Source organism: Acidovorax sp. ST3, from assembly GCF_003231145.1.
Taxonomy (GTDB): domain Bacteria; phylum Pseudomonadota; class Gammaproteobacteria; order Burkholderiales; family Burkholderiaceae_C; genus Acidovorax.
The window spans coordinates 115,945-137,096 of sequence record NZ_QKVP01000006.1; the positions used below are offsets into that span (position 1 = coordinate 115,945).

Here is a 21,152-nt window from a genome sequence, read left to right on the forward strand (position 1 = left end):
CCCTTCAAACCGGTTGGCCGAAGGGGCACAAGCGTTGCGAAGATTACTTCTTGGCGTAGTCTTCCATGGGCTTGTCGTTGGGGTTGGCCCAGGCTGCCTTGGTGGCTTCAGACATGGGCAGACCGATCTTGGTGTTGGTCGGTGGCACGGGTTGCATGAACCACTTGTCGTACAGCTTGGCCAGCGAGCCGTCGGCGATCTGGCGCTTGATGGAGTCGTCCACGGCCTTCTTGAAGGCAGGGTCGTCCTTGCGCAGCATGCAGGCGATGGGTTCCACGCTCAGAACTTCACCAACGATCTTGTAGTCGGCGGGGTTCTTGGACTTGGAGATGTTGGCAGCCAGGATGGAGCCGTCCATCACGAACGCGTCAGCGCGGCCGGTTTCCAGCATCAGGAAGCTGTCAGCGTGGTCCTTGCCGAACACTTCCTTGAAGTCGATGCCGCCTGCACGTTCGTGCTTGCGCAGGGTCTGCACGGAGGTGGTGCCGGTGGTGGTGGCCACGGTCTTGCCGTTCAGGTCCTTGATGGAGTTGATGCCCGAATTGGCCTTCACCACGGTGCGCACTTCTTCCACGTAGGTGGTCACGGCAAAAGCCACGTCCTTCTGGCGGGCGGCGTTGTTCGTGGTGGAGCCGCACTCCAGATCCACGGTGCCGTTGGTCACCAGGGGGATGCGGTTCTGCGAGGTAACGGGCTGGTACTTGATGTCCAGCTTGGCCAGGCCCAGCTGCTTCTGGATGTCGTGCAGGACGATTTCACCCATTTCGGTGTGGAAACCCACGTACTTGCCGTTGCCCAGCGTGTACGAAAGACCCGAAGACTCGCGCACGCCGAGCGTCACGCTGCCGGAGGCCTTGATCTTGGCCAGAGTGTCATTGGCCTGGGCAAATACGCTGCCAGCAGCCAAGGCGGTCACGGCAACCGCGAGCAAATGTTTCTTCATAGGGATCTCCTTGTGTTGAAAACGAAAAAGGGGGGGATTTTAGAGACAGGGGCCTTCCCGGGGTCTCCGGTCAGGACCGCACTCCAAAAAGGGGTAACTCGCAACCAGGGATATTAGTCAGAACGGGACCTGGTCGGTAGGGTATTTCCAGAAGTCGCGCAACAAGTAACTGACCGGCAGGTTCAGCACCGTGTTGTTGGGCGGGATGGGTTTGTTGAACCACTTGTCGTAAATCGGATAAATCTCGCGGCTGGTGATCAGGCGGCGCATTTCCTCGTCCACCAGCTTTTTGAACTCGGGGTCATTCTTGGGCAGCATGATGGCCAGCGGCTCGGTCGTCATGAACCGGCCCACCACCTTGAGCGCCTTGGGGTCGGGCCGCCCTGCAGCCAGGCCGTACAGCAGCACATCGTCCATCACAAACGCGTCGGCCTCGCCCTTTTCCACCATCTCCACGGCCTTGGCATGGTCGGGCGCCTCCACGATGGTGATGCCCATCAGCCGTTCGCGGTTGGCCTGGTCGGCCGCCTTCAGGGGCGTGGTGCCTTTGGTGGACACCAGCTTCTTGCCGTTGAGGTCCTCCACCTTGTCGATGGGGCTGGCGGCCTTGACCAGGAGACGCGCGCCGGTGATGAAATGGGGGATGGTGAAGGCCACCTTCTGGCGCCGCTCGGCGTTGTTGGTTGTGGAGCCACACTCCATGTCGGCCTTGCCCTGCTCGATCATGGCGATGCGGTTGGCCGGGGTGACGGGCACCATCTCGACCTCCATGTCCTTCTTGCCGGTCTTCTTGCGCACCAGCTCGGCCATGCGCAGGCACAGGTCCAGCGCGTAGCCCACCGGCTTGCCCGACTGGCTGTCGACATAAGAGAAAGGCACCGAGGATTCGCGGTAGGCGATGACCAGCTTGCCACCGCCAGCCACGCGCTCCAGCACGCTGGCCTGCGCAGACGCACCGACAGCACAGCACAGTGCTGCGAGGCCCCAGGCCAATCCCCAATGCTGAACTTTCATACGATGCCTCTGTGAAGGAATGAACCGGGTTTGCAATCTTCGTGCCACCGTGGGGCCCTGCCAAGGCACACGCTGCTGTCCACCGATCCGGCGATGGCGCAGACTGTACGTGTCGTTACGGTGAAATTCCAATGCCGTTTGCGCGCACAACTATGCAAACTGTTTATGTCCGTATTTACCCTTAGCATGAAGCCGCTTGGGCCTGCAGGTAGCTCCACAGCGCCTGCGCGGTGCCTTTGGGGGTGTCCTTGCCATTGGGCTTTTCGCGGTAGGCGCGCACATCCATGGTCATTTGCAAGCCTTCAGCGTCCGGGGGCGCGGCACTGACGAGGCGGCGCGAGCGCAGTTCCTTCTTCACGGCGCTGTGGGGCAAAAAGGCCACGCCGTGCCCTTCCAGCGCCATGGCCTTGAGGCCCTCGGCCATGTCGGTCTCGTACACGCGCTCCAGGTGGATGGGTGTCTGCGACTGCTTGAGGATGAGTTCGGTCACCCGCCCGAGGTAAGCACCGGGCGCGTAGCCCAGGTAGGGCAGCGGCTGCCCCGCGCGGCCCGGCAGGCGGTGCACGGGCTGGCCGTCAGCGTCGGCCTTGCTGTAGGGCGACAGCACCTCCTGCCCCAGGCTGACCATTTCATAGCGGTCGGCATCGAGCTGAAACGGCTGCGAAGGGTGGTGGTAGGCAATCAGCAAATCGCAACCGCCCTCCACCAGCCGCATCACGGCGTCGTGCACATTCAGCGCAATCAGGCGGCTTTTGAACGGGCCGAACTTGTCGTGCAGGCTGGACACCCAGGCCGGAAAGAACGTGAACGCCAGCGTGTGGGGCACAGCAAACTCGATCATGTCCTTGCCCGCGCTGGTGTGCGCACGCAGCATGGCGCGCGTGTTCTGCAGCGACTGGAGCATCTCCAGGGCCTGGTCGTAGAGGGTTTTGCCGGCCGGGGTCAGCCGGGTGGGGTAGGAGCTGCGGTCCACCAGATCGGTGCCGGCCCAGGCCTCCAGCGCCTGGATCCGCCGCGAGAACGCGGGCTGGGTCACATGCCGCAGCTGCGCTGACCGGCTGAAGCTGCGGGTTTCCGCAAGACTGACGAAATCTTCAAGCCACTTGGTTTCCATCGGCGCATTATCCGCGCGCGGGCTGGAGCCTGCTGGCCGCCGGCATGAGGGTTTCTACAGAGCGCGCGGCGCATCGACGCAGGCCGCGCCCGCGTTTGCGGCACCGCACCAATGCTGTGCATGCATAGCAAGCGACGCATAATACCCAGCGCGTCTACCCCGCCTCATCATCGGTCAACGCCCCAGGTGCACAACGCCGCCGGGCAGCAAGATCGGCATCGGCCCTCTGTTCTTCTGACTCCCCGCGTTCATGTCCACCTCCACTCCTGAAGGGCCATCTGCTGCGCCCCCAGTGCCTGCTGCGGCGCCCAGTGCCCCCCTCGACGAACCCCGTTCCCTGCGCCTGGAAGACTGGCTCATCGTCCTGACCATGGCCGCCCTGGCGCTCATCACCTTCGTGAACGTGGTGGTGCGCTATTTCACCGATGCATCGTTTGCCTGGACCGAAGAAATTTCGGTGTTCCTGATGATCGTGCTGGCCATGGTCGGCGGTTCCGCCGCCGTGGCGCGGCAGTTGCACATCCGTATCGAGTTTTTTGCCGATGGCGGCTCCGAGCGCCGACGCCAGGTGCTGGCGCAGTTCGGCGCCTTGATGGTGGCCCTGCTGTTTGCACTCATCACGGTGCTCAGCATCCGCGTGGTGTGGGACGACTACCGGTTTGAAGAAACCTCCCCCGGCATCGGCGTGCCGCAGTGGTGGTACTCGGTCTGGCTGCCGGTGCTGTGCGCACTGACCACGGCAAGGGCCTTGCAACTGTTCGCCCGGCTGCGGCGCGCATCGGCGGAACAGGGAGCCCGCCCATGATCGCGACCCTGCTGTTTGTCGCCTTTCTGGGCATGATGTTTCTGGGCGTGCCGATTGGCGCGGCACTGGGCCTGGCGGGTGCTACCGCCATCGCCATCGCCAATGCGGAGGCGCCCTGGTTCGGTCTGCTGGCGGTGCCACAGAACTTTTACGCCGGCTTGGGCAAATACCCGCTGCTCGCCATCCCGATGTTTGTGCTGGTGGGCTCGATCTTCGACCGCTCGGGCGTGGCACTGCGGCTGGTGAACTTTGCCGTGTCCATCGTGGGCCGGGGGCCTGGCATGCTGCCGCTGGTGGCGATTGCCGTGGCCATGTTCCTGGGCGGCATCTCGGGCTCGGGCCCCGCGACCGCAGCGGCAGTAGGTGGGGTAATGATCGCAGCCATGGCACGCGCCGGGTATCCCGCTGCCTACTCGGCCAGCGTGGTGGCCGGTGCCGCAGCCACCGACATTCTCATTCCGCCATCGGTCGCGTTCATCGTGTACTCGGTGCTGGTGCCGGGCGCCTCGGTGCCTGCACTCTTCGCCGCAGGCATGTTCCCCGGCATCCTGGCGGGCCTTGCGTTGATCGTGCCTGCCGTGTGGCTGGCCCGCCGCCACAAGATGGGCGCCGCAGAGGCCGACATGCCGCGCCCGCCTTTCTGGCGCAGCCTGCGCGAGGCGTCCTGGGGACTGGCCGCGCCCGTGGTGATCCTTGGGGGCATGCGTGCGGGATGGTTCACCCCCACCGAGGCTGCGGTGGTGGCCGTCTTTTACGGGCTGTTTGTGGGCATGTGCATCCACCGCACGATTCGTGTGCGCGACCTGTTCACCATCTTGCGGGAGGCGGGCGAGCTGTCCGCTGTGATCCTCGTGGTGGTGTCGCTGGCAGGCATCTTTGCGTTCTCGCTGTCCACCCTGGGAGTCATCGACCCCATCACACGCGCCATCGTGCAGTCCGGGCTGAGCGAACAGGGGGTGCTCGGTGCGCTGATCGTCTTGCTGCTGATCGCCGGCATGTTCCTGGATGGCATCTCCATCTTCCTGATCTTTGTGCCCTTGCTCATGCCCATCATGCAGCACTACCAGTGGGACGTGGTCTGGTTTGGCGTGGTGCTCACACTCACCGTGGCCATCGGCCAGTTCACCCCGCCCATGGCGGTGAACCTGATGGTGTCCAGCAAGATCGCCAACGTGCGCATGGAGCAGACCACGCGCTGGGTCATCTGGCTGGTGCTGGCCATGACACTGGCCATGCTGCTGGTCGTCGTGTTCCCGTCGATTGCGCTCTGGCTGCCGCAGCAGCTGGGCTACTGATTTCTACTCTCACCCATCCATCCAACAAGGAGACAACCCATGAAACTGCGCACCTTCCTCACTTCGGCCGTGGCCGCTGCCGCTGCCCTCGCCTTCACCGCACCTGCCGCCATCGCGCAAACCGCGTACAAGAGCGAATACCGCATGTCGCTGGTGCTGGGCACGGCCTTCCCCTGGGGCAAGGGCGGTGAGCTGTGGGCCAACAAGGTGCGCGAGCGCACCAACGGCCGCATCAACATCAAGCTGTACCCCGGCGTATCGCTGATCCAGGGCGACCAGACGCGCGAGTTCAGCGCGCTGCGCCAGGGCGTGATCGACATGGCCGTGGGCTCCACCATCAACTGGTCGCCCCAGGTCAAGCAGCTCAACCTGTTCTCGCTGCCCTTCCTGTTCCCTGACTACGCGGCCGTTGATGCAGTGACGCAAGGCGACGTGGGCAAACAGATCTTCACCACGCTGGAGAAGGCAGGCGTCGTGCCCCTCGCCTGGGGTGAAAACGGCTACCGCGAAATCTCCAACTCCAAGCTGGCCATCAAGAGCCCTGCCGACCTCAAGGGCCTGAAGATCCGTGTGGTGGGCTCGCCCCTGTTCCTGGACACCTTCACCGCGCTGGGCGCCAACCCCACGCAGATGAGCTGGGCCGACGCACAGCCGGCGTTTGCCAGCGGCGCCGTGGACGGCCAGGAGAACCCCATTGCCGTGTACCAGGCCGCCAAGCTGCACACCGTGGCCCAGAAACACATCACCATGTGGGGCTACGTGAACGACCCGCTGGTGTTTGTGGTGAACAAGGACATCTGGGCGTCGTGGACCCCAGCGGACCGCGAGATCGTGAAGCAGGCCGCCATCGACGCCGGCAAGGAAGAAATCGCTATTGCCCGCAAAGGCATGGTCGAGGCCGACAAGCCCCTGCTCAAGGAAATCGCGGCCAACGGCGTGACCGTCACGCAGCTGTCCGCCGCCGAGCGCGACGCGTTCGTGAAGGCCACGCGCCCCGTGTACGAAAAGTGGAAGGGCCAGATTGGCGCCGACCTGGTGGGCGCCGCAGAGAAGGCCATTGCCGCCCGCAAGAAGTAATCCTTCAGCGGACCTGGCACCGGTGCGTGGCAGTCGCCCGGTGTCTGCCCAAGCCCCGCCATGGCGGGGCTTTTTGCTGAGCGGGCACAAAGGCAACTGCGGGTGACGTGCCTGCAATGTCGCTATCTATTTAATAGCATTCAAGGCATATTGCACTGGCGCTACCCGCCACTTTTACTTCAAATCATCGGGAACCGGGTGCTTGACCGCGTTTTTGCGCAGCTTGTGCTCCACCGCCTCGGCCAGGTCCACGCCCGCGTGGTCCGCCAGCTGCAGCAGGTACAGCAGCACGTCGGCCACCTCATCGGCAATGGGCTCTTTCAGCGCCGGGTCCTCACGCACCGCGAGCGACTGCTCCGGCGTCATCCACTGAAAGATCTCCGCCAGCTCGGCCGCCTCCACCATCAGCGCCATCGCCAGGTTCTTGGGCGTGTGGAACGGCTGCCACTGCCGCTCTGCCGCAAATGTGCGCAACCGGGCCTGCAGCGCCGTCAGATCGACAGACATTCCATTGCTCCTGATTCAATAGCTACCAGCGCATATTCAACATGCGCTAGCGGCCTGAAATACCTGAAACCCATCACACCGGCGTGACCGGTACCTCGCCCGCCAGGTGGCGCCGGGCGTTCTCCATGAACCGGTCCACCGAGGCCTGCACGGCCTCGGGCGACCAGCCCGCCACATGGGGTGTGAGCACCACGTTGTCCAGGTCCAGCAGCTCGGCCGGGGGCGCGGGCTCGCTCTCGTACACATCCAGGCCCGCAGCGGCAATGCGGCCTTCGCGCAGCGCGGCGGCCAGGGCGGCGGTGTCGATCACGCTGCCACGTGCAATGTTGACCACCACGCCGCGCGAGCCGAGCGTGTTGAGCACCGCAGCGTTGACCAGATGCTTGGTGCCCGCGCCGCCGGGCGTGGCGATGACAAGAAAGTCTGCCCACTCGGCCAGCGCCGCCACATCGGCAAAGTAGCGGTAAGGCACATCGGTGCGCTCACTGCGGTTGTGGTAGCCGACCTCGATCTCGAAGCCCAGGGCGCGCTGCGCAATCTTCTTGCCGATGGTGCCCAGGCCGATGATGCCCAGGCGTTTGTGCGACACGTTAGGTGGCAGCGGCAAAGCGGTGCGCCAGATGCCAGCGCGGGTGGCCTTGTCCAGCGGCAGGATGCGGCGCTGCGCCGCGATCAGCAGACCCCAGGTGTGGTCGGCCACACAGTCGTCGTTGGTGCCCGCACCCGTAGCCACCACGATGCCCCGGGCCTTGGCGTAGTGCACCGCCACGTTCTCGTAACCTGCGCCCAGCGCGCAAATGAGGGTGAGCGTGGGCAGCGCATCGATCTGCGCCGGGCTCAGGCCCACCGAGCCGATGGTCAACACCACCCGCACACGGCTGCCGTGCTGCGCGATGGCGGCTGCGGCCTGCGGCGCGTCAGGCGCGTAGATCACTTCAAAGGTCTGGGCCATCTGGGCGATGTGCTCTTCAGACAAAAACATGAGGGCGAGAAGGACGGGCTTCATGGATGACAAATCGCGAAACAAATGAATGAGAGAAAGACGCTGCTCAGGCGGCGGCATCACTTTGCTGGAGCGACCACATGCTGGCGTAGCGGCCACCCAGGGCCAGCAGCTGCGCGTGCGTGCCGCGTTCGATGATGCGGCCCGCGTCCATGACCAGGATCTCGTGCGCGTCCACCACCGTGGACAGGCGGTGGGCAATCACCAGCGTGGTCTTGTTCTGCGCCACGCCCTGCAGCTCGGCCTGGATGGCGCGCTCGTTGGCGGAGTCCAGCGCGCTGGTGGCTTCGTCAAAGATCAGGATGGGCGGGTTCTTGAGCAACGTGCGCGCAATCGCCACGCGCTGCTTTTCGCCGCCCGAGAGCTTGAGCCCGCGCTCGCCCACCATGGTGGCGTAGCCCTTGGGCGTGCTGGCGATGAAGTCGTGGATGCGCGCAGCGCGGGCGGCGGCTTCGATCTCCTCCTGCGTCGCTCCGGGGCGGCCGTAGGCAATGTTGTAGGCCACGGTGTCGTTGAAGAGCACGGTGTCCTGCGGCACGATGCCGATCTCCTGGCGCACGCTGGCCTGCGTCACGCCGCGGATCTCCTGCCCCGCAATGGTGATGCGGCCCTGCTGGATGTCATAGAAGCGGAACAGCAGCCGTGCCAGGGTGCTTTTGCCCGAGCCCGAGGGCCCGACCACTGCCACCGTCTTGCCCGCCGGAATCTCGAAGCTGATGCCCTGCAGGATGGTGCGCCCGCCCTTGGGGTCATACGCAAACACCACGTCCTCGAAGCGCACGGTGGGCTGGTCTAACCCTGCCAGCGGCTGGGCGCCGGGGGCATCGGCCACCTCGCGCTCCTTGTCCATCAGCGTGAACATTTTGTCCAGGTCGGTGAGGCTTTGCTTGATTTCGCGGTAGATCACGCCCAGGAAGTTGAGCGGGATGTAGAGCTGGATCATGAACGCGTTGACCATGACCAAATCGCCCAGCGTCATGCGGCCGTCGACCACGCCCTGCGTGGCGCGCCACAGCATGGCCACCAGGCCCACGGCAATGATGAGCTGCTGGCCGGTGTTGAGCATGGACAGCGTGGTCTGGCTCTTCAGGCGCGCTCGGCGCAGGCGCTCCAGGCTTTCGTCGTAGCGGCGGGCCTCAAAGCCTTCGTTGTTGAAGTACTTCACCGTCTCGTAGTTGAGCAGCGAGTCCACGGCCTTGGAGTGCGCGGCCGAGTCGAACTCGTTGGCCTCGCGGCGAAATTTAGTCCGCCACTCGGTCACCAGCACCGTGAAGAGGATGTACAGCGCCAGCGCCGCCAGCGTGATCCACGCAAACCAGGCGTCGAACTTGATGGCCAGCACCGACAGCACCAGCACCACCTCGACCAGCGTGGCGACCACGTTGAACAGGGTGAAGGAGATCAGCGACTCGATGCCGCGCACACCGCGCTCGATGTCGCGCGTCATGCCGCCGGTCTGCCGCTCCAGGTGAAACCGCAGGCTCAGGGCATGCAGGTGTTCAAAGGTCTGCAGCGCAATCGAGCGCGCCGCGCCCTGCGTGGCCTTGGCAAACACCAGCTCGCGCAACTCGGTGAACAGCGAGGTGGACAGCCGCAGCGCGCCGTAGGCCACCAGCAGCCCCACGGGCACCACCAGCAGCGCGGTGGGGTCGCCCGGTTTGAGGCTCATGGCATCGACCAGCGTCTTGAGCAGGATGGGTACGCCCACGTTGGCGAACTTGGCGCCCACCATGAAGACGATGGCGGCGATCACGCGCCACTTGTATTGCCACAGGTAGGGCAGCAATCGGTGCAGGGTGGCCCAGTCCGACTGGACCGGCGCGGGGCTGGCGGCCATGCCACTGGCAGTGGCACCGGCAGCGGTGGGGGCAGTTTCGCCGTGGTGGCGCATGGGGGACAATTCCGGTTGTTGTTTTTACCGACCTGGCTGATGCCCAGGTGGTTTTTCTCGGGGCGCAAGGCCTGCGGAAACCACCGGTTTCCCCAAGGATTGGCTCAGCCCCAACCGAGATTGTGCCCATGTCTGCTGTTTTCAGCCCACCACCCGCCGCATTGCCCACCGACAAGGAACTGGTGCTCAAGGTCATCCCCATGCCCGCCGACACCAACGGCAATGGCGACATCTTTGGCGGATGGGTGATGGCGCAGGTGGACTTGGCGGGCTCCGTGCTGCCCGCGCGCTACATCCAGGGCCGCATGGCCACGGTGGCGGTCAACGAATTCATCTTCAAGCAGCCCGTGCGCGTGGGCGACATCCTGTCGTTCTTCTCGGCCATCACGCGGGTGGGCAACACCTCGGTCACCGTGGAGGTGGAGGTGTATGCCGAGCGTTTTTCCGCCCAGGGGCAGTATGTGAAAGTGACGGAGGCGCGCCTGACGTACGTGGCCATTGACCACCAGGGCAGGCCGCGCCCGGTGCCCAAGCACAACGCGCCTGCGTGAGCGGATTAATTAGTAGCAGCCCAGGTGGATGGGCCGCGCCGGGCGGCGCCCGCCCGCGCAACGACCCAGGGCTTGGATCAAGCCGCCAGCGCGGCGGGCTCTGCCCTCAATGGCGCTGCGGCACGCTGTGGACTGCTGGACGAGGAGGAAGAAAATCCCGCCTCGATCTCGCCCGCCAGCTGGCCGCCCTCTTCCACCACGAGCTTGCCGTAGCGGATCTTGCCGTTGACTTTGCCCGAGCTGTAGATCACCAGCTTCTGGCGTACGGTGAGCGTGCCGTTGAACTCGCCGTGGATCTCGGCAATGTCGATCTCGGCCGAGCCCTTGAAAGCCCCGTTCTCCGAAATCTGGATCACGCGCGAGTCCATCGTGGCCTCGACGGTGCCCTCGACCACGAGGGTGTCGCAGTCGGTGATCTCCACGCCCTTGAGCTTGATGTTGGGACCCACCGTGAGCTTGCTGCCCGAGCTGTCGCTGGCGCTGCTGGGCTTGGGGGCTGCCGCTGGGGGCACCGGCTGTGCCGATGCGGCACTGTTGTTCACCGCACTGCTCCCCAATACGGAGCCTGAGTTGGTGCTGCTGCGGGGTTGAAACGATTCGGGTTCACGCTTGCCAAAGAAGGGGTTTTGCACGGCCATCAGATCTCCTTGAAAAGAGGCCATGCTAGGTTTGCGGCACGCAAAAAAATGCCCTCGTTACGCAAGAACCGTAACCAAACGGTTCGATGGTTGCATGCGCTTGCAGGGCTTGCGGGATCACACATCCGTAAGAGCCTGTTGACGATCTCCCAGGGGTCCCCTGCGAGATCGTCAACAGGCTCTTACATCCTGCGGCGCACGCGTCAAGACACGATGTATGCAGCGGCGCCTGCCGACATGATCTGCCCGTCTGGCCCGAGAAACTCCATGCGCGTGGTGGCGACCCGCGATCCCAGACGCAGCACCTGGGCGCGCAGCTCGAAGTGGCTGCCGATGCCGGGGCGCAGGTAGTCGATGCGCAGGTCGATGGTGCCCAATTTGGCAAAGCGGTGCAGGCGCTGCTCGGGCGGCTCGTCCAGGTGTTTGGCGCCAATCGCGGCCATCACGGCCAGGCCGCCCATGGCATCGAGCCCCGCGCTGATCACGCCGCCATGGATGCGGTTGTAGGCGTAGTGGCCCACTAGGTCGGGCTTCATGTCAATGCGCCCCACCACGCCATCGGGCGCCAGCGACGTGATCTTGAGGCCCAGCACCTGGTTGAACACGATCTTCTCTTCAAAGATGGCCTTGAGCCCGGCGATGAAGGCGGGCTCGAAGGCTTGCGGGGCGGGGGGCTCGGATTTTCTCATGGGTCTCCTGGGATGGATGTGGTGCAAGGAACAAGGGGCACAGCTCCGAATGCTCCTGATTTTGTAGCTATCAGCACATGATGGACAGGCGCAAATGGCCATTTTTATCTAAAACTTGCCGTGGCGCCCTTCCCCGTCGGCAAACCGGGTGGCCCCGCGCAGCGCTTCGGCCAGGCATTCGCGCCCACCGGCCCACTCCTGCAGCAGTGCCTGCTGCAGCGGCAGGCCCTCGCCCGCCAGCGCACTCGCGCGGTCGGCGCGCAGGGTGGCCTGCGGAAAGGCGGTCAGCGTGTGTGCCAGCGCCAGCGCCGCCTGCAGCGCCTGGCCCGCTGGCACCACGCGGTTGCACAGGCCCATGCGCAAGGCCTCGTCGGCTTCGACCTTGCGGCCGGTCAGGATCAGGTCCAGCGCGTGCGACAGGCCCACCAGGCGCGGCAGCCGCACAGTGCCGCCGTCGATCAGGGGCACGCCAAAACGGCGGCAGAACACGCCCATGTACGCATCCTCGGCCATCACGCGCAGGTCGCACCACAGCGCCAGCTCCATGCCGCCCGCCACCGCCGCACCTTCAATCGCAGCGATCACGGGCTTGGTCAGCTGCAAACGGCTCGGGCCCATCGGCCCCGGCGGGTGGACCGCATCGGGGGCGAAATCGAGCGATTGCGCCAGCGCCTCGGGCGCCACACCGTCGGCCAGCAAACGCGCGCCCGACTGCAGATCCCAGCCCGCACAGAAATGCCCGCCTGCTCCGTGGAACACGGCCACGTCTGCCTGCGCGTCCTGGTCGAACGCGACAAATGCGGCGTGCAAGGCCTGCGCTGTGTTGGCGTCCACCGCATTGCGCACATCGGGCCTGCGCAGTGTCACCAGCGTGACACGGCCTTGCGTTTCCACCTCTACGGACATGGTGCTCTCCTGTGGGCGGGTCGTGTGCACCCGACGTAACTCCTATTGCGCAGGGTTTGGTGCTGGGTCAATATCCGCCGCTACCCGATCACGCCCCCATCAGGGTTAGCCCCGAGTGCGGTAAGCAGCGGTCGCAGGCAGCATTATTTATGCAAAGCAATCGCTTTGTAAAAATCTTCTGGAGAGCCAGGGTGCAATTTGTGCAACTGTTGATCAGCGGTGTCTCCCAGGGGTGCATCTACGGGCTGATCGCGCTGGGTTTTGTCCTCATCTACAAAGCCACCGAAACCGTGAGTTTTGCGCAGGGCGAACTCATGATGCTCGGCGCCTTCTGCGGCCTGGCGCTGATGACCGTGCTGGGCTTTCCCTTCTGGGTGGCAGTGCTGGCCAGCGTGGTGGCCATGGGGCTGTTCGGCGTGCTGGTCGAGCGCGCGGTGATCCGCCCCATCCTTGGCCAGCCTGCGTTCTCCATCGTCATGCTCACCATCGGCATCGGGTATGTGATGCGCGGCCTGGTCACCATGATCCCCAACATCGGCACCGACACGCACACGCTGCCCGTGCCCTACAAGGACCAGTCCCTGCGGCTGGGCGAGCTGGTGGTCAGCGCCGAGCAGCTGGTGGTGATCGGTGCCACGGGCGTGCTGTGCGTGCTGCTGTTTGCGATGTTCCGCTACAGCAAGCTGGGCATTGCGATGCAGGCCGCCTCGCAAAACCAGCTGGCGGCCTACTACATGGGCATCCCGGTGCAGCGGCTCAACGGCCTGGCCTGGGGGCTGGCGGCCGTGGTGGCGGCGGTGGCGGGGCTGCTGCTGGCACCCATCACGTTTGTGCACGCCAACATGGGTTTCATCGGGCTCAAGGCGTTTCCGGCTGCCGTGGTGGGGGGCTTTGGCAGCCTGCCGGGTGCCATCGTCGGCGGGCTGGTGATTGGCATCGTCGAATCGCTCTCGGGCTTTTACCTGCCCGATGGGTTCAAGGACACGGCCGCCTACATCGTGGTGCTGATCATGCTGATGGTCAAACCGAATGGCCTCTTCGGCGAAAAACTGAGAAAGAAAGTCTGACCATGCGCTTTCTTTTCAAAACCAGCTACGCGCAAGACATCCGCCTGGCCAAACATGGCGGCCATGTGTTCTGGTACAGCCTGCTAGGCCTGGCGCTGCTCGCCGCGCCATGGTTGGCGCCTGAATACTGGCTGGCGCAGCTCACTTTTGTGCTCATCTATTCCATCGTGGGCCTGGGGCTGATGCTGCTGGCGGGTTTCACGGGGCTGTTCTCGCTTGGGCATGCGGCCTTCCTGGGAGTAGGGGCGTACACGCAGGCGGTACTCACCGGCATGGGCTGGCCGTTTGCGCTGTCGCTGGCCTGCGCAGCGGGGCTGTCGGCTGCCGTGGGTGTGGTGGTGGGCCTGCCCGCGCTGCGCGTGAAAGGCATCTACCTCGGCATGGCCACGCTGTCTTTTGGCTTCATCGTCGAAGAGGTGTTTGCACGCTGGGAGTCGGTGACGGGTGGCAACTCGGGCAAGCACCTGGTGCCACCGCAGATCGGCGGCTATGCGTTCGAGACCACGGAGTCGTTCTACTTCTTGTGCCTCGTCATCACCGTGGTCTGCACGCTGGCCATCCTGAACCTGCTGCGTTCTCCCACAGGGCGCGCGTTTGTTGCCATCCGCGATTCAGAGATATCGGCGCAGAGCATGGGCATTCACCTCGCGCGCTACAAGACGCTGTCGTTCTCGCTGTCGGCCGCGCTGGCGGGCATCGGCGGCGCGCTGTACGCCCACAAGCTGCAGTTCATCTCGCCCGACCAGTTCAACATCCTGCAGTCCATCGACCTGCTGCTCATGATCGTGATCGGTGGGCTGGGCTCGGTGCACGGCGCCTTCCTGGGCGCGATCTTCCTGATCTCCATGCCGCAGCTCATCTCCCTGGGCAAGGACTGGTTGCCAGACTCCATCGGTCAGTCGCCTGGCCTGCAGGCGGTGGTGTACGGCGTCGTGCTGATTGCGTTTGTGCTGTTTGAGCCCATGGGCTTGTATGGCCGCTGGCTCAAGGTGCGCACCTGGCTGCAGATGTTCCCGTTCTACCGCAAGGGCCTGTTCAAGCGGCAGAAGTCGTTCCAGAAATCGGATCGCTTGAAATGAGCGCGGCGACCACCATGAACCAAGACGTTCTGCTTTCGGCTCAGAACCTCAGCGTCCGCTTTGGCGGCGTGCTAGCCGTCAACAACGTGAGCTTTGACGTGCGGCGCGGCGAGGTGTTCACCCTCATCGGCCCCAACGGCGCGGGCAAGACCACGGTGTTCAACCTCATCAGCCGCATCTACACGCCCACCACCGGCACCATTGCCTATGCGGGCCCCGGCGGCGCCATGCTGCCGCTCACCGACCAGCCGCCCCACAAGGTGGCGGGCCTGGGCATTGCGCGCACCTTCCAGAACATCGAACTCTTCGAGCACGCGAGCGTCCTGCACAACCTGCTGATCGGCCGCCACACCCGGCAGCACAGCAGCCTGTGGGCCGAGATGTTCTTCACGCGCAAGGTGCGTGAGGGCGAAGTTCAGGCGCGCGAGAAGGCCGAGCAGGTCATCGACTTTCTCGACCTGCAGCACTACCGCGACACCATGGTGGCCGGCCTGCCCTACGGTGTGCGCAAGGTGGTGGAACTGGCCCGCGCGCTGTGCACCGAGCCGCAGCTGCTGTTGCTCGACGAGCCTTCGTCGGGCCTGAACGTGGAGGAGACCGACGACATGGCCTTCTGGATCCAGGACATCCAGCACGAGCTGGGCATCACGGTGCTGATGGTGGAACACGACATGTCGCTGGTGTCCAAGGTGTCCGACCGTGTGCTGGCCATGAACCAGGGCGAGGTGGTGGCCATGGGCACGCCGCGCGAAGTACAAACGCATCCTGGGGTGATCGAGGCGTACCTGGGCACCATCGACGACGTGAGCAACCTGCGCCGGCCTGCGGGTTCCAGCATGGGAGTCCGCACATGAGCGCCGTGCTGCCCCCCCCCGCCACCAGCCAGGCAGCCAGCGCCGCCGACCAGCCGCTGCTGCGCCTGCAGAACGTGGAGAGCGCCTACGGCCCCATCAAGGCCATCCGGGGCGTGAGTCTGCAGGTGCGGCGCGGCGAGATCGCTGCCGTGCTGGGGAGTAACGGGGCGGGCAAGACCACCATCCTCAAGACCATCAGCGGCATCATCGACCCCCGCAAGGGCTCCATCGAATTCCAGGGAGCCGACATCACCGCCAACGACCCAGCCGCCATCGTGCGACGGGGCCTGATGCATGTGCCCGAGGGGCGCGAGGTGTTCCCGCTGCTGTCCGTGCGCGACAACCTGCTGATGGGCGCCTACACGCGTGCCGACAAGGACGCAGTAGCGCGCGACATCGAGACAGTGTTCGGCTACTTCCCCATCCTGAAGGAGCGCGCCGCGCAGGATGCGGGCCTGCTCTCGGGCGGCCAGCAGCAAATGCTGGCCATCTCACGCGCGCTCATGGCCAACCCCGAACTCATCCTGCTGGACGAGCCCAGCCTGGGCCTCTCCCCCAAGCTCACCAAGGAGATCTTCGAGATCGTCGTACGCATCAACCGCGAGCGCGGCACCACCATCCTGCTGGTGGAGCAGAACGCCAACATGGCGCTAAACGCATCGGACTACGGCTATGTGCTGGAGAACGGCCGCATCGTGATGGAAGACAGCTGCGAGCGCCTGCGCGAAAAGGACGACATCAAGGAGTTCTACCTCGGCATGAAGGACGAAGGAGTGCGGGGCGAGCGGCGGTGGAAAAAGAAGAAGACATGGCGGTGAGGACAACATGAGCAATCTCTGGGACCTCGATCACATCCAGCCCGCAGGCACCGACGTGCTGGCGGGCGACACCATCGCCGCCATGTTCTGGAACGCTGTGGCCGAGCGCGGCCCGCGCGTGTGGATGCGCCAGAAGGAGCTGGGCATCTGGAAGAGCTGGACCTGGGACCAGACGGCCGAGGCCGTGCGGGAAATTGCCGGCGGCCTGATGTCGCTGGGCTTTGCGCCGGGTGAGTGCGCGTCCATCCTTTCCAACACCAACATCGAATGGGTGCTGGCCGACCTGGCCGTGCTCAGCTGCGGCGGCGTGGCCAACGGCATCTACCCCACCGACGCAGCCGCGCAGGTGCACTACCTGTGTGAAGACTCGCGCACCACCGTGCTGTTTGTGGAAGACGACGAGCAGCTCGACAAGGCGCTGGAAGTGCGCAACAACCTGCCCCTGCTGCGCAAGGTGGTGGTGTTCGACATGGAAGGCCTGCGCAGCCTGAACGACCCCGATGTGTTGAGCCTTGCGAACCTGCGCGAGTTGGGCCGCGCGTGGAACACACAACACCCCGACGCACTGATGCAGCGCGTCAAGGCCTGCCGCCCCGACGACCTGGCCATTCTGGTCTACACCTCCGGCACCACCGGCAAGCCCAAGGGCGCCATGCACACACACGGCGCACTGACCTACACCGTGCGTGGCTACAACACGCTCATCTCGCGCAGCGAGGCGGATGAGACCATGTGTTTTCTGCCGCTGTGCCACATCGCCGAGCGCATGGGCGGCGAGTACTTCTCGCTCTACACCGGCGCACGCCTGAACTTTGTGGAGAACCCGGACACCGTGCCCGAGAACGTGCGCGAGATTGCACCTACGGTGTTCACCGCCGTGCCGCGGGTGTGGGAGAAGTTCTATTCGGGTGTGATGATTGCCCTGAAGGAATCCACGCGGCTGCAGCAGGCGGCCTATGCCTGGTCGATTGGTGTGGGCACGCGCATTGCAGACCGCGTGCTGGCGGGCAAGCCAGTGGGTGGCCTGCTGAAGGCGCAGTTCATGCTCGCGCGCTTTCTTGCGCTGAACAATGTGCGCAAGCTCATCGGCATCCACCGCGCCCGCTTCCTCGTCACGGGGGCAGCCCCCATCTCGCCCGAGCTGGTGAAGTGGTACCTGGCCCTGGGCGTGCCCATGCTGGAGGTGTGGGGCATGACCGAGACCTGCGGCGCGGCCACGGGCGTGCCCGCTACCCGCATCAAGCCTGGCTCCATCGGCCCGGCAGCCAGCTACAACGAGGTGCGCATCGACCCCGCCACCGGCGAGATCCTGGTGCGCGGCCCCAATGTGTTCAAGGGCTACCTCAACCAGCCCGAGAAGACGGCTGAAACCATCGACCCCGACGGATGGCTGCACACGGGCGATGTGGGGCTGGTCGATGCGGACGGCTACCTGCGCATCACCGACCGCATGAAGGACATCATCATCACGGCGGGTGGCAAGAACATCACGCCCAGCGAGCTGGAGAACGAACTCAAGTTCAGCCCCTACATCACCGACGCGGTGGTGATTGGAGACAAGCTGCCCTACCTCACAGTCATCATCATGATCGACCAGGAGAACGTGGAGAAGTACGCGCAGGACAACGACGTGCCTTTCTCCAACTACGCCAGCCTGACTCGTACGCGCGAGGTGCAGGAACTGATCCAGGGTGAGATCGACCGCGTCAACACCAAGTTCGCCCGCGTGGAGCAGATCAAAAAGTTCTTCCTGCTCGACACCCAGCTCACGGCCGAGGATGAAGAGCTGACACCCACCATGAAGCTCAAGCGCAAGCTGGTGCAGCAGAAGTACGCCCCCCAGATCGAGGCCATGTACCGGTAGGCGCGCGCGGCAAGCAACCACAGGCCACGCCCATCAGGATAGGGAAAGTGCTGGTGCCCCACCCCGGGCATCGTTCTATAACGAGCGATCGTTTTTGTTTCGATCCAACCGAAGGAGACGTGCCATGAAGTTTCATCACATCGCCGCGCTGGCCCTCGTGGCCATGGCCGGTGCCTCCGCCCAGGCGCAGCCCAGCCAGGGCGTGAGCAAGGACACCATCACGCTGGGCTCCATCCAGGATCTTTCGGGCCCGCTGGCGGGGTTTGGCAAGCAGGTGCGGCTGGGCATGATGCTGCGCGTGGACGAGGCCAACGAGCAAGGCGGCGTGAACGGCCGCAAGCTGGACCTGAAAGTGGAAGACTCGGGCTACGACCCCAAGAAAGCCGTGCTGGCCGCGCAGAAGCTTGTCAACCAGGACAAGATCTTCATGATGATCGCGCACATCGGCACGGCGCAGAACCTGGCCGCCATGCCCGTGCAGTTCAGCAAGAACGTGATCAACTTCTTCCCGGTGACGGCCGCGCGGGAAATGTACGAGCCCTTCCACAAGCTCAAATATTCGTTCGCCGCCACTTACTACGACCAAATCCGCCTGGCCGCGCCCAAGCTCATCAAGGAAAAGGGCGCCAAGAAGATCTGCACCATCTACCAGGACGATGAGTTTGGCCTGGAGGTGATGCGCGGCGGCGAGGCAGCGCTCAAGTCCATCGGCATGGACTTCACCGAGAAGACTTCCTACAAACGCGGCGCCACCGACTTCTCGTCACAGGTCGCCAAGATGAAGTCGTCCGAATGCGACTTCGTGATCCTGGGCACCATCATCCGCGAGACGATTGGCACCATTGCCGAGGCGCGCAAGACCGGTTTCAGCCCCACCTTCCTCGGCTCCAGCGCGGCGTACACCGACCTCATCCATAAGCTGGGCGGCAAGCCCATGGACGGCCTGTACGCCACGATGACGGTGCAACACCCCTACCTGGACGAGGCCAGCCAGCCCATCCGCTTCTGGGCCAACAAGTACAAGACCAAGTTCAATGAAGACCCCACCGTCTTCTCGGTCTACGGCTACAACGCCATCGATGCCTTCATCAAGGCCGCCCAGAAAGCAGGCCCCAACCTGAGCACCGACAGCTTCATCAAGGCCATGGACACCATGGTGATCCCGCCCGACATGTTCGGCAGCGCTGAGGGCACCTTTGGCCCGCAAAAGCGCCTGGGCAGCGACCTCTCGCGCCTGTCGCAGATCCAGGACGGCAAGTGGAAGGTGGTCTCCGACTACGTCAAGCCATGAGCGCCTGAACCGCTTCCGTCAAGCCGCCTTCGGGCGGCTTTTGCGTTTCAGGGGGTGCATCCGGGCCCAGTCAGTGGCAGAATTTAACCAAGCAGTAACTTTGCATAAATAACCTGGTTGCCCCACCATGATCGAACGCACCCTCTTCCAGCCCGACCACCAGGCCTTTGCCGACAGCTTCCGCCGCTTTATTGAGAAAGAGGTCACGCCCCTCCATGCCGACTGGGAAGACCAGGGCTACGTGGCGCGCGAGGTGTGGAGCCAGGCAGGCGCCAACGGCTTTTTGTGCATGAGCCTGCCCGAGGAATACGGCGGCGCCGGAGCCGACAAGCTGTACTCGGTAGCGCAGATGGAAGAACTGGCGCGCGCGGGCACCACCGGCATCGGCTTTGGCCTGCACAGCGAGATCGTGGCGCCGTACATCCTGCACTACGGCACTGAGGCGCAAAAACAAAAGTACCTGCCCCAGATGGCCAGCGGCGCCATGGTGGGCGCCATCGCCATGAGCGAGCCCGCCGCAGGCAGTGATCTGCAAGGCATCAAGACCACCGCCATCAAGAGCGCCGACGGCAGTCACTATGTGCTGAACGGCAGCAAGACTTTCATCACCAACGGCTGGCATGCCGACCTGGTGATCGTCGTCGCCAAGACCAACCCGGCGGCGGGAGCCAAGGGCACCAGCCTTCTCCTGGTCGAGCGCGGCATGCCCGGCTTCGAAAAAGGCCAGCGTCTCAAGAAGATGGGCATGAAGGCGCAGGATACGTCCGAGCTGTTCTTCAACGACGTAAAGGTGCCCGCAGAGAATCTGCTGGGTGGCCCCGCCATGGAAGGGCGCGGCTTCATCTGCCTGATGGAGCAGTTGCCCTGGGAGCGCCTGCAGATCGCCATCACCGCCGTGGCTGCCGCCCAGGCGGCCATCGACTGGACGCTGGACTACGTCAAGCAGCGCAAGGTCTTTGGCCAAAGCGTGGCGTCATTTCAGAACACCCGCCACACACTGGCCGAGCTGCAAACGCAGGTGCAGGTGGCACGCGTGTTTGTGGACAAGTGCTGCGAACTCATCGTGAAGGACCAGCTCGACACCGAGACGGCCAGCATGGCCAAGTACTGGACGACGGACCTGCAGTGCAAGGTGATGGACGAATGCGTGCAGCTGTTTGGCGGCTACGGCTACATGTGGGAATACCCCATCACCCGCGCCTATGCTGACGCCCGGGTGCAGCGCATTTACGGCGGCACCAACGAGATCATGAAAGAAGTGATTGCACGTGCCATGGGCCTGGGCAAATAGCCGTATGCACCGCGCCATGAGCCACGCAGTGCACGATGCTCCGCACAGCGCCCGTCATAACGCGCCAATGGGCGCCGAATGCCGTTACAGATACCAGGCGGCGCGCGCTTCCTCAGGGCTGAGTGGCGCACCGGGGCGGCGGTCGGTCACATTCAGCCATGAGCGCACACCCTGGCTGCCGCTCAGCGCGCGCATCAGCAGCAAGCCTGCGCCAATGCCGCGTATGGCCGCCGAGCTGCGGCTAGGGGCCATGAAGGCCGCCACCGCCAGCGCGCTGGACGCCGCCAGCACGACATGGTGCTCCAGCGCAAACCCTTCGCGCGTGTCGTCGTATTCGATGGCGCTGCGCGCGATGCGCTGCAAAGCAGGGGATGTATTTCGTTCCATAGCCAGAAATGTAGATAGCAACCGCCGAAAGATAGTGCAAAAACCACTGCACCCTCGTCAGAAAGCAC

General features: G+C 64.2%; 21 protein-coding genes. 11 read left to right on the forward strand and 10 right to left on the reverse strand.

Translation table 11 applies throughout. The annotated features are described in order from the left end of the window. Window positions 1-43: 43 nt before the first annotated feature. The 3 genes from DNK89_RS19305 to DNK89_RS19315 form a co-directional block, all read right to left on the reverse strand. A complete protein-coding gene (locus DNK89_RS19305; protein WP_060983901.1) occupies window positions 44-943 on the reverse strand; it encodes an amino acid ABC transporter substrate-binding protein in 900 nt (299 codons plus the stop codon). A gap of 117 nt (window positions 944-1,060) precedes the next feature. Beyond that, on the reverse strand, window positions 1,061-1,957 hold the full coding sequence (locus tag DNK89_RS19310) for an amino acid ABC transporter substrate-binding protein (RefSeq protein WP_110961429.1): 897 nt from the start codon (window positions 1,955-1,957) through the stop codon (window positions 1,061-1,063). Window positions 1,958-2,138: 181 nt separating this feature from the next. Further along, window positions 2,139-3,071: a LysR family transcriptional regulator gene (locus DNK89_RS19315; protein ID WP_110961430.1), complete on the reverse strand. Its 933-nt coding sequence runs from the start codon at window positions 3,069-3,071 to the stop codon at window positions 2,139-2,141. Between the two features lie 250 nt (window positions 3,072-3,321). Here DNK89_RS19315 and DNK89_RS19320 point away from each other — a divergent pair, with 250 nt between their 5' ends. Genes DNK89_RS19320 through DNK89_RS19330 form a run of 3 tightly spaced genes read left to right on the forward strand, consistent with a single transcriptional unit; the run spans window position 3,322 to window position 6,248 of the window. Then, window positions 3,322-3,876 (forward strand): TRAP transporter small permease, encoded by a 555-nt coding sequence (locus DNK89_RS19320; RefSeq protein WP_110961431.1) that lies wholly within the window; start codon window positions 3,322-3,324, stop codon window positions 3,874-3,876. Beyond that, entirely contained in the window at window positions 3,873-5,171 is a 1,299-nt protein-coding gene (locus DNK89_RS19325) for a TRAP transporter large permease (RefSeq protein ID WP_110961432.1), read from the forward strand. Before DNK89_RS19320 ends, DNK89_RS19325 begins: the two co-directional genes overlap by 4 nt. Window positions 5,172-5,210: 39 nt before the next feature. Further along, a complete protein-coding gene (locus DNK89_RS19330; RefSeq protein ID WP_060983896.1) occupies window positions 5,211-6,248 on the forward strand; it encodes a DctP family TRAP transporter solute-binding subunit in 1,038 nt (345 codons plus the stop codon). Between the two features lie 174 nt (window positions 6,249-6,422). Here the strand turns inward: DNK89_RS19330 and DNK89_RS19335 are convergent, their stop codons facing one another. The 3 genes from DNK89_RS19335 to DNK89_RS19345 all read right to left on the reverse strand — a co-directional run bounded on the left by DNK89_RS19335 (window position 6,423) and on the right by DNK89_RS19345 (window position 9,649). Next, a complete protein-coding gene (locus tag DNK89_RS19335) occupies window positions 6,423-6,755 on the reverse strand; it encodes a nucleotide pyrophosphohydrolase (protein WP_060983895.1) in 333 nt (110 codons plus the stop codon). Window positions 6,756-6,828: 73 nt separating this feature from the next. Further along, window positions 6,829-7,761 carry a 2-hydroxyacid dehydrogenase gene (locus tag DNK89_RS19340; protein WP_110961702.1) on the reverse strand — a complete coding sequence of 311 codons (933 nt, stop codon included), beginning with the start codon at window positions 7,759-7,761 and terminating at the stop codon, window positions 6,829-6,831. Between the two features lie 43 nt (window positions 7,762-7,804). Beyond that, the gene (locus DNK89_RS19345; protein WP_110961433.1) at window positions 7,805-9,649 is read right to left on the reverse strand and encodes an ABC transporter ATP-binding protein/permease; all 1,845 of its coding nucleotides are present in this window, start codon (window positions 9,647-9,649) and stop codon (window positions 7,805-7,807) included. Between the two features lie 128 nt (window positions 9,650-9,777). Here DNK89_RS19345 and DNK89_RS19350 point away from each other — a divergent pair, with 128 nt between their 5' ends. Next, the gene (locus DNK89_RS19350) at window positions 9,778-10,200 is read left to right on the forward strand and encodes an acyl-CoA thioesterase (protein ID WP_015012492.1); all 423 of its coding nucleotides are present in this window, start codon (window positions 9,778-9,780) and stop codon (window positions 10,198-10,200) included. Between the two features lie 77 nt (window positions 10,201-10,277). Here DNK89_RS19350 and DNK89_RS19355 read toward each other — a convergent pair whose 3' ends face one another. The 3 genes from DNK89_RS19355 to DNK89_RS19365 all read right to left on the reverse strand — a co-directional run bounded on the left by DNK89_RS19355 (window position 10,278) and on the right by DNK89_RS19365 (window position 12,433). Next, window positions 10,278-10,838: a polymer-forming cytoskeletal protein gene (locus DNK89_RS19355; RefSeq protein ID WP_110961434.1), complete on the reverse strand. Its 561-nt coding sequence runs from the start codon at window positions 10,836-10,838 to the stop codon at window positions 10,278-10,280. Between the two features lie 203 nt (window positions 10,839-11,041). Next, the gene (locus tag DNK89_RS19360; protein ID WP_110961435.1) at window positions 11,042-11,527 is read right to left on the reverse strand and encodes a thioesterase family protein; all 486 of its coding nucleotides are present in this window, start codon (window positions 11,525-11,527) and stop codon (window positions 11,042-11,044) included. Between the two features lie 108 nt (window positions 11,528-11,635). After that, window positions 11,636-12,433, reverse strand: a complete 798-nt coding sequence (locus DNK89_RS19365) for a crotonase/enoyl-CoA hydratase family protein (protein WP_110961436.1) — start codon at window positions 12,431-12,433, stop codon at window positions 11,636-11,638. Between the two features lie 191 nt (window positions 12,434-12,624). Between DNK89_RS19365 and DNK89_RS19370 the strand changes: the two genes are divergently transcribed. From DNK89_RS19370 to DNK89_RS19400, 7 genes are all read left to right on the forward strand, one after another. Next, window positions 12,625-13,500: a branched-chain amino acid ABC transporter permease gene (locus tag DNK89_RS19370; protein WP_094288787.1), complete on the forward strand. Its 876-nt coding sequence runs from the start codon at window positions 12,625-12,627 to the stop codon at window positions 13,498-13,500. Window positions 13,501-13,502: 2 nt separating this feature from the next. Then, window positions 13,503-14,579: a branched-chain amino acid ABC transporter permease gene (locus DNK89_RS19375; RefSeq protein ID WP_110961437.1), complete on the forward strand. Its 1,077-nt coding sequence runs from the start codon at window positions 13,503-13,505 to the stop codon at window positions 14,577-14,579. 14 nt (window positions 14,580-14,593) lie between these two features. Beyond that, window positions 14,594-15,433: an ABC transporter ATP-binding protein gene (locus tag DNK89_RS19380; protein ID WP_110961438.1), complete on the forward strand. Its 840-nt coding sequence runs from the start codon at window positions 14,594-14,596 to the stop codon at window positions 15,431-15,433. Further along, window positions 15,430-16,251, forward strand: a complete 822-nt coding sequence (locus DNK89_RS19385; protein WP_110961439.1) for an ABC transporter ATP-binding protein — start codon at window positions 15,430-15,432, stop codon at window positions 16,249-16,251. Before DNK89_RS19380 ends, DNK89_RS19385 begins: the two co-directional genes overlap by 4 nt. 7 nt (window positions 16,252-16,258) lie before the next feature. After that, window positions 16,259-18,115: a long-chain fatty acid--CoA ligase gene (locus tag DNK89_RS19390; protein WP_110961440.1), complete on the forward strand. Its 1,857-nt coding sequence runs from the start codon at window positions 16,259-16,261 to the stop codon at window positions 18,113-18,115. A 124-nt stretch (window positions 18,116-18,239) separates the two neighbouring features. After that, complete coding sequence (locus tag DNK89_RS19395; protein ID WP_015012483.1) at window positions 18,240-19,406, forward strand: ABC transporter substrate-binding protein; 1,167 nt, start codon at window positions 18,240-18,242, stop codon at window positions 19,404-19,406. 127 nt (window positions 19,407-19,533) lie between these two features. Then, a complete protein-coding gene (locus tag DNK89_RS19400) occupies window positions 19,534-20,697 on the forward strand; it encodes an acyl-CoA dehydrogenase family protein (RefSeq protein ID WP_110961441.1) in 1,164 nt (387 codons plus the stop codon). Between the two features lie 84 nt (window positions 20,698-20,781). Here DNK89_RS19400 and DNK89_RS19405 read toward each other — a convergent pair whose 3' ends face one another. Continuing rightward, entirely contained in the window at window positions 20,782-21,084 is a 303-nt protein-coding gene (locus DNK89_RS19405; protein WP_225581100.1) for a hypothetical protein, read from the reverse strand. Between the last annotated feature and the right edge of the window lie 68 nt (window positions 21,085-21,152).

What these genes read in the sequence shown, in the direction of transcription:
- DNK89_RS19305 (WP_060983901.1), bottom strand. Translation starts at nt 943, where the DNA reads ATGAAGAAACATTTGCTCGCGGTTGCCGTGACCGCCTTGGCTGCTGGC.
- DNK89_RS19310 (WP_110961429.1), bottom strand. Translation starts at nt 1,957, where the DNA reads ATGAAAGTTCAGCATTGGGGATTGGCCTGGGGCCTCGCAGCACTGTGC.
- DNK89_RS19315 (WP_110961430.1), bottom strand. Translation starts at nt 3,071, where the DNA reads ATGGAAACCAAGTGGCTTGAAGATTTCGTCAGTCTTGCGGAAACCCGC.
- DNK89_RS19320 (WP_110961431.1), top strand. Translation starts at nt 3,322, where the DNA reads ATGTCCACCTCCACTCCTGAAGGGCCATCTGCTGCGCCCCCAGTGCCT.
- DNK89_RS19325 (WP_110961432.1), top strand. Translation starts at nt 3,873, where the DNA reads ATGATCGCGACCCTGCTGTTTGTCGCCTTTCTGGGCATGATGTTTCTG.
- DNK89_RS19330 (WP_060983896.1), top strand. Translation starts at nt 5,211, where the DNA reads ATGAAACTGCGCACCTTCCTCACTTCGGCCGTGGCCGCTGCCGCTGCC.
- DNK89_RS19335 (WP_060983895.1), bottom strand. Translation starts at nt 6,755, where the DNA reads ATGTCTGTCGATCTGACGGCGCTGCAGGCCCGGTTGCGCACATTTGCG.
- DNK89_RS19340 (WP_110961702.1), bottom strand. Translation starts at nt 7,761, where the DNA reads ATGAAGCCCGTCCTTCTCGCCCTCATGTTTTTGTCTGAAGAGCACATC.
- DNK89_RS19345 (WP_110961433.1), bottom strand. Translation starts at nt 9,649, where the DNA reads ATGCGCCACCACGGCGAAACTGCCCCCACCGCTGCCGGTGCCACTGCC.
- DNK89_RS19350 (WP_015012492.1), top strand. Translation starts at nt 9,778, where the DNA reads ATGTCTGCTGTTTTCAGCCCACCACCCGCCGCATTGCCCACCGACAAG.
- DNK89_RS19355 (WP_110961434.1), bottom strand. Translation starts at nt 10,838, where the DNA reads ATGGCCGTGCAAAACCCCTTCTTTGGCAAGCGTGAACCCGAATCGTTT.
- DNK89_RS19360 (WP_110961435.1), bottom strand. Translation starts at nt 11,527, where the DNA reads ATGAGAAAATCCGAGCCCCCCGCCCCGCAAGCCTTCGAGCCCGCCTTC.
- DNK89_RS19365 (WP_110961436.1), bottom strand. Translation starts at nt 12,433, where the DNA reads ATGTCCGTAGAGGTGGAAACGCAAGGCCGTGTCACGCTGGTGACACTG.
- DNK89_RS19375 (WP_110961437.1), top strand. Translation starts at nt 13,503, where the DNA reads ATGCGCTTTCTTTTCAAAACCAGCTACGCGCAAGACATCCGCCTGGCC.
- DNK89_RS19380 (WP_110961438.1), top strand. Translation starts at nt 14,594, where the DNA reads ATGAACCAAGACGTTCTGCTTTCGGCTCAGAACCTCAGCGTCCGCTTT.
- DNK89_RS19385 (WP_110961439.1), top strand. Translation starts at nt 15,430, where the DNA reads ATGAGCGCCGTGCTGCCCCCCCCCGCCACCAGCCAGGCAGCCAGCGCC.
- DNK89_RS19390 (WP_110961440.1), top strand. Translation starts at nt 16,259, where the DNA reads ATGAGCAATCTCTGGGACCTCGATCACATCCAGCCCGCAGGCACCGAC.
- DNK89_RS19395 (WP_015012483.1), top strand. Translation starts at nt 18,240, where the DNA reads ATGAAGTTTCATCACATCGCCGCGCTGGCCCTCGTGGCCATGGCCGGT.
- DNK89_RS19400 (WP_110961441.1), top strand. Translation starts at nt 19,534, where the DNA reads ATGATCGAACGCACCCTCTTCCAGCCCGACCACCAGGCCTTTGCCGAC.
- DNK89_RS19405 (WP_225581100.1), bottom strand. Translation starts at nt 21,084, where the DNA reads ATGGAACGAAATACATCCCCTGCTTTGCAGCGCATCGCGCGCAGCGCC.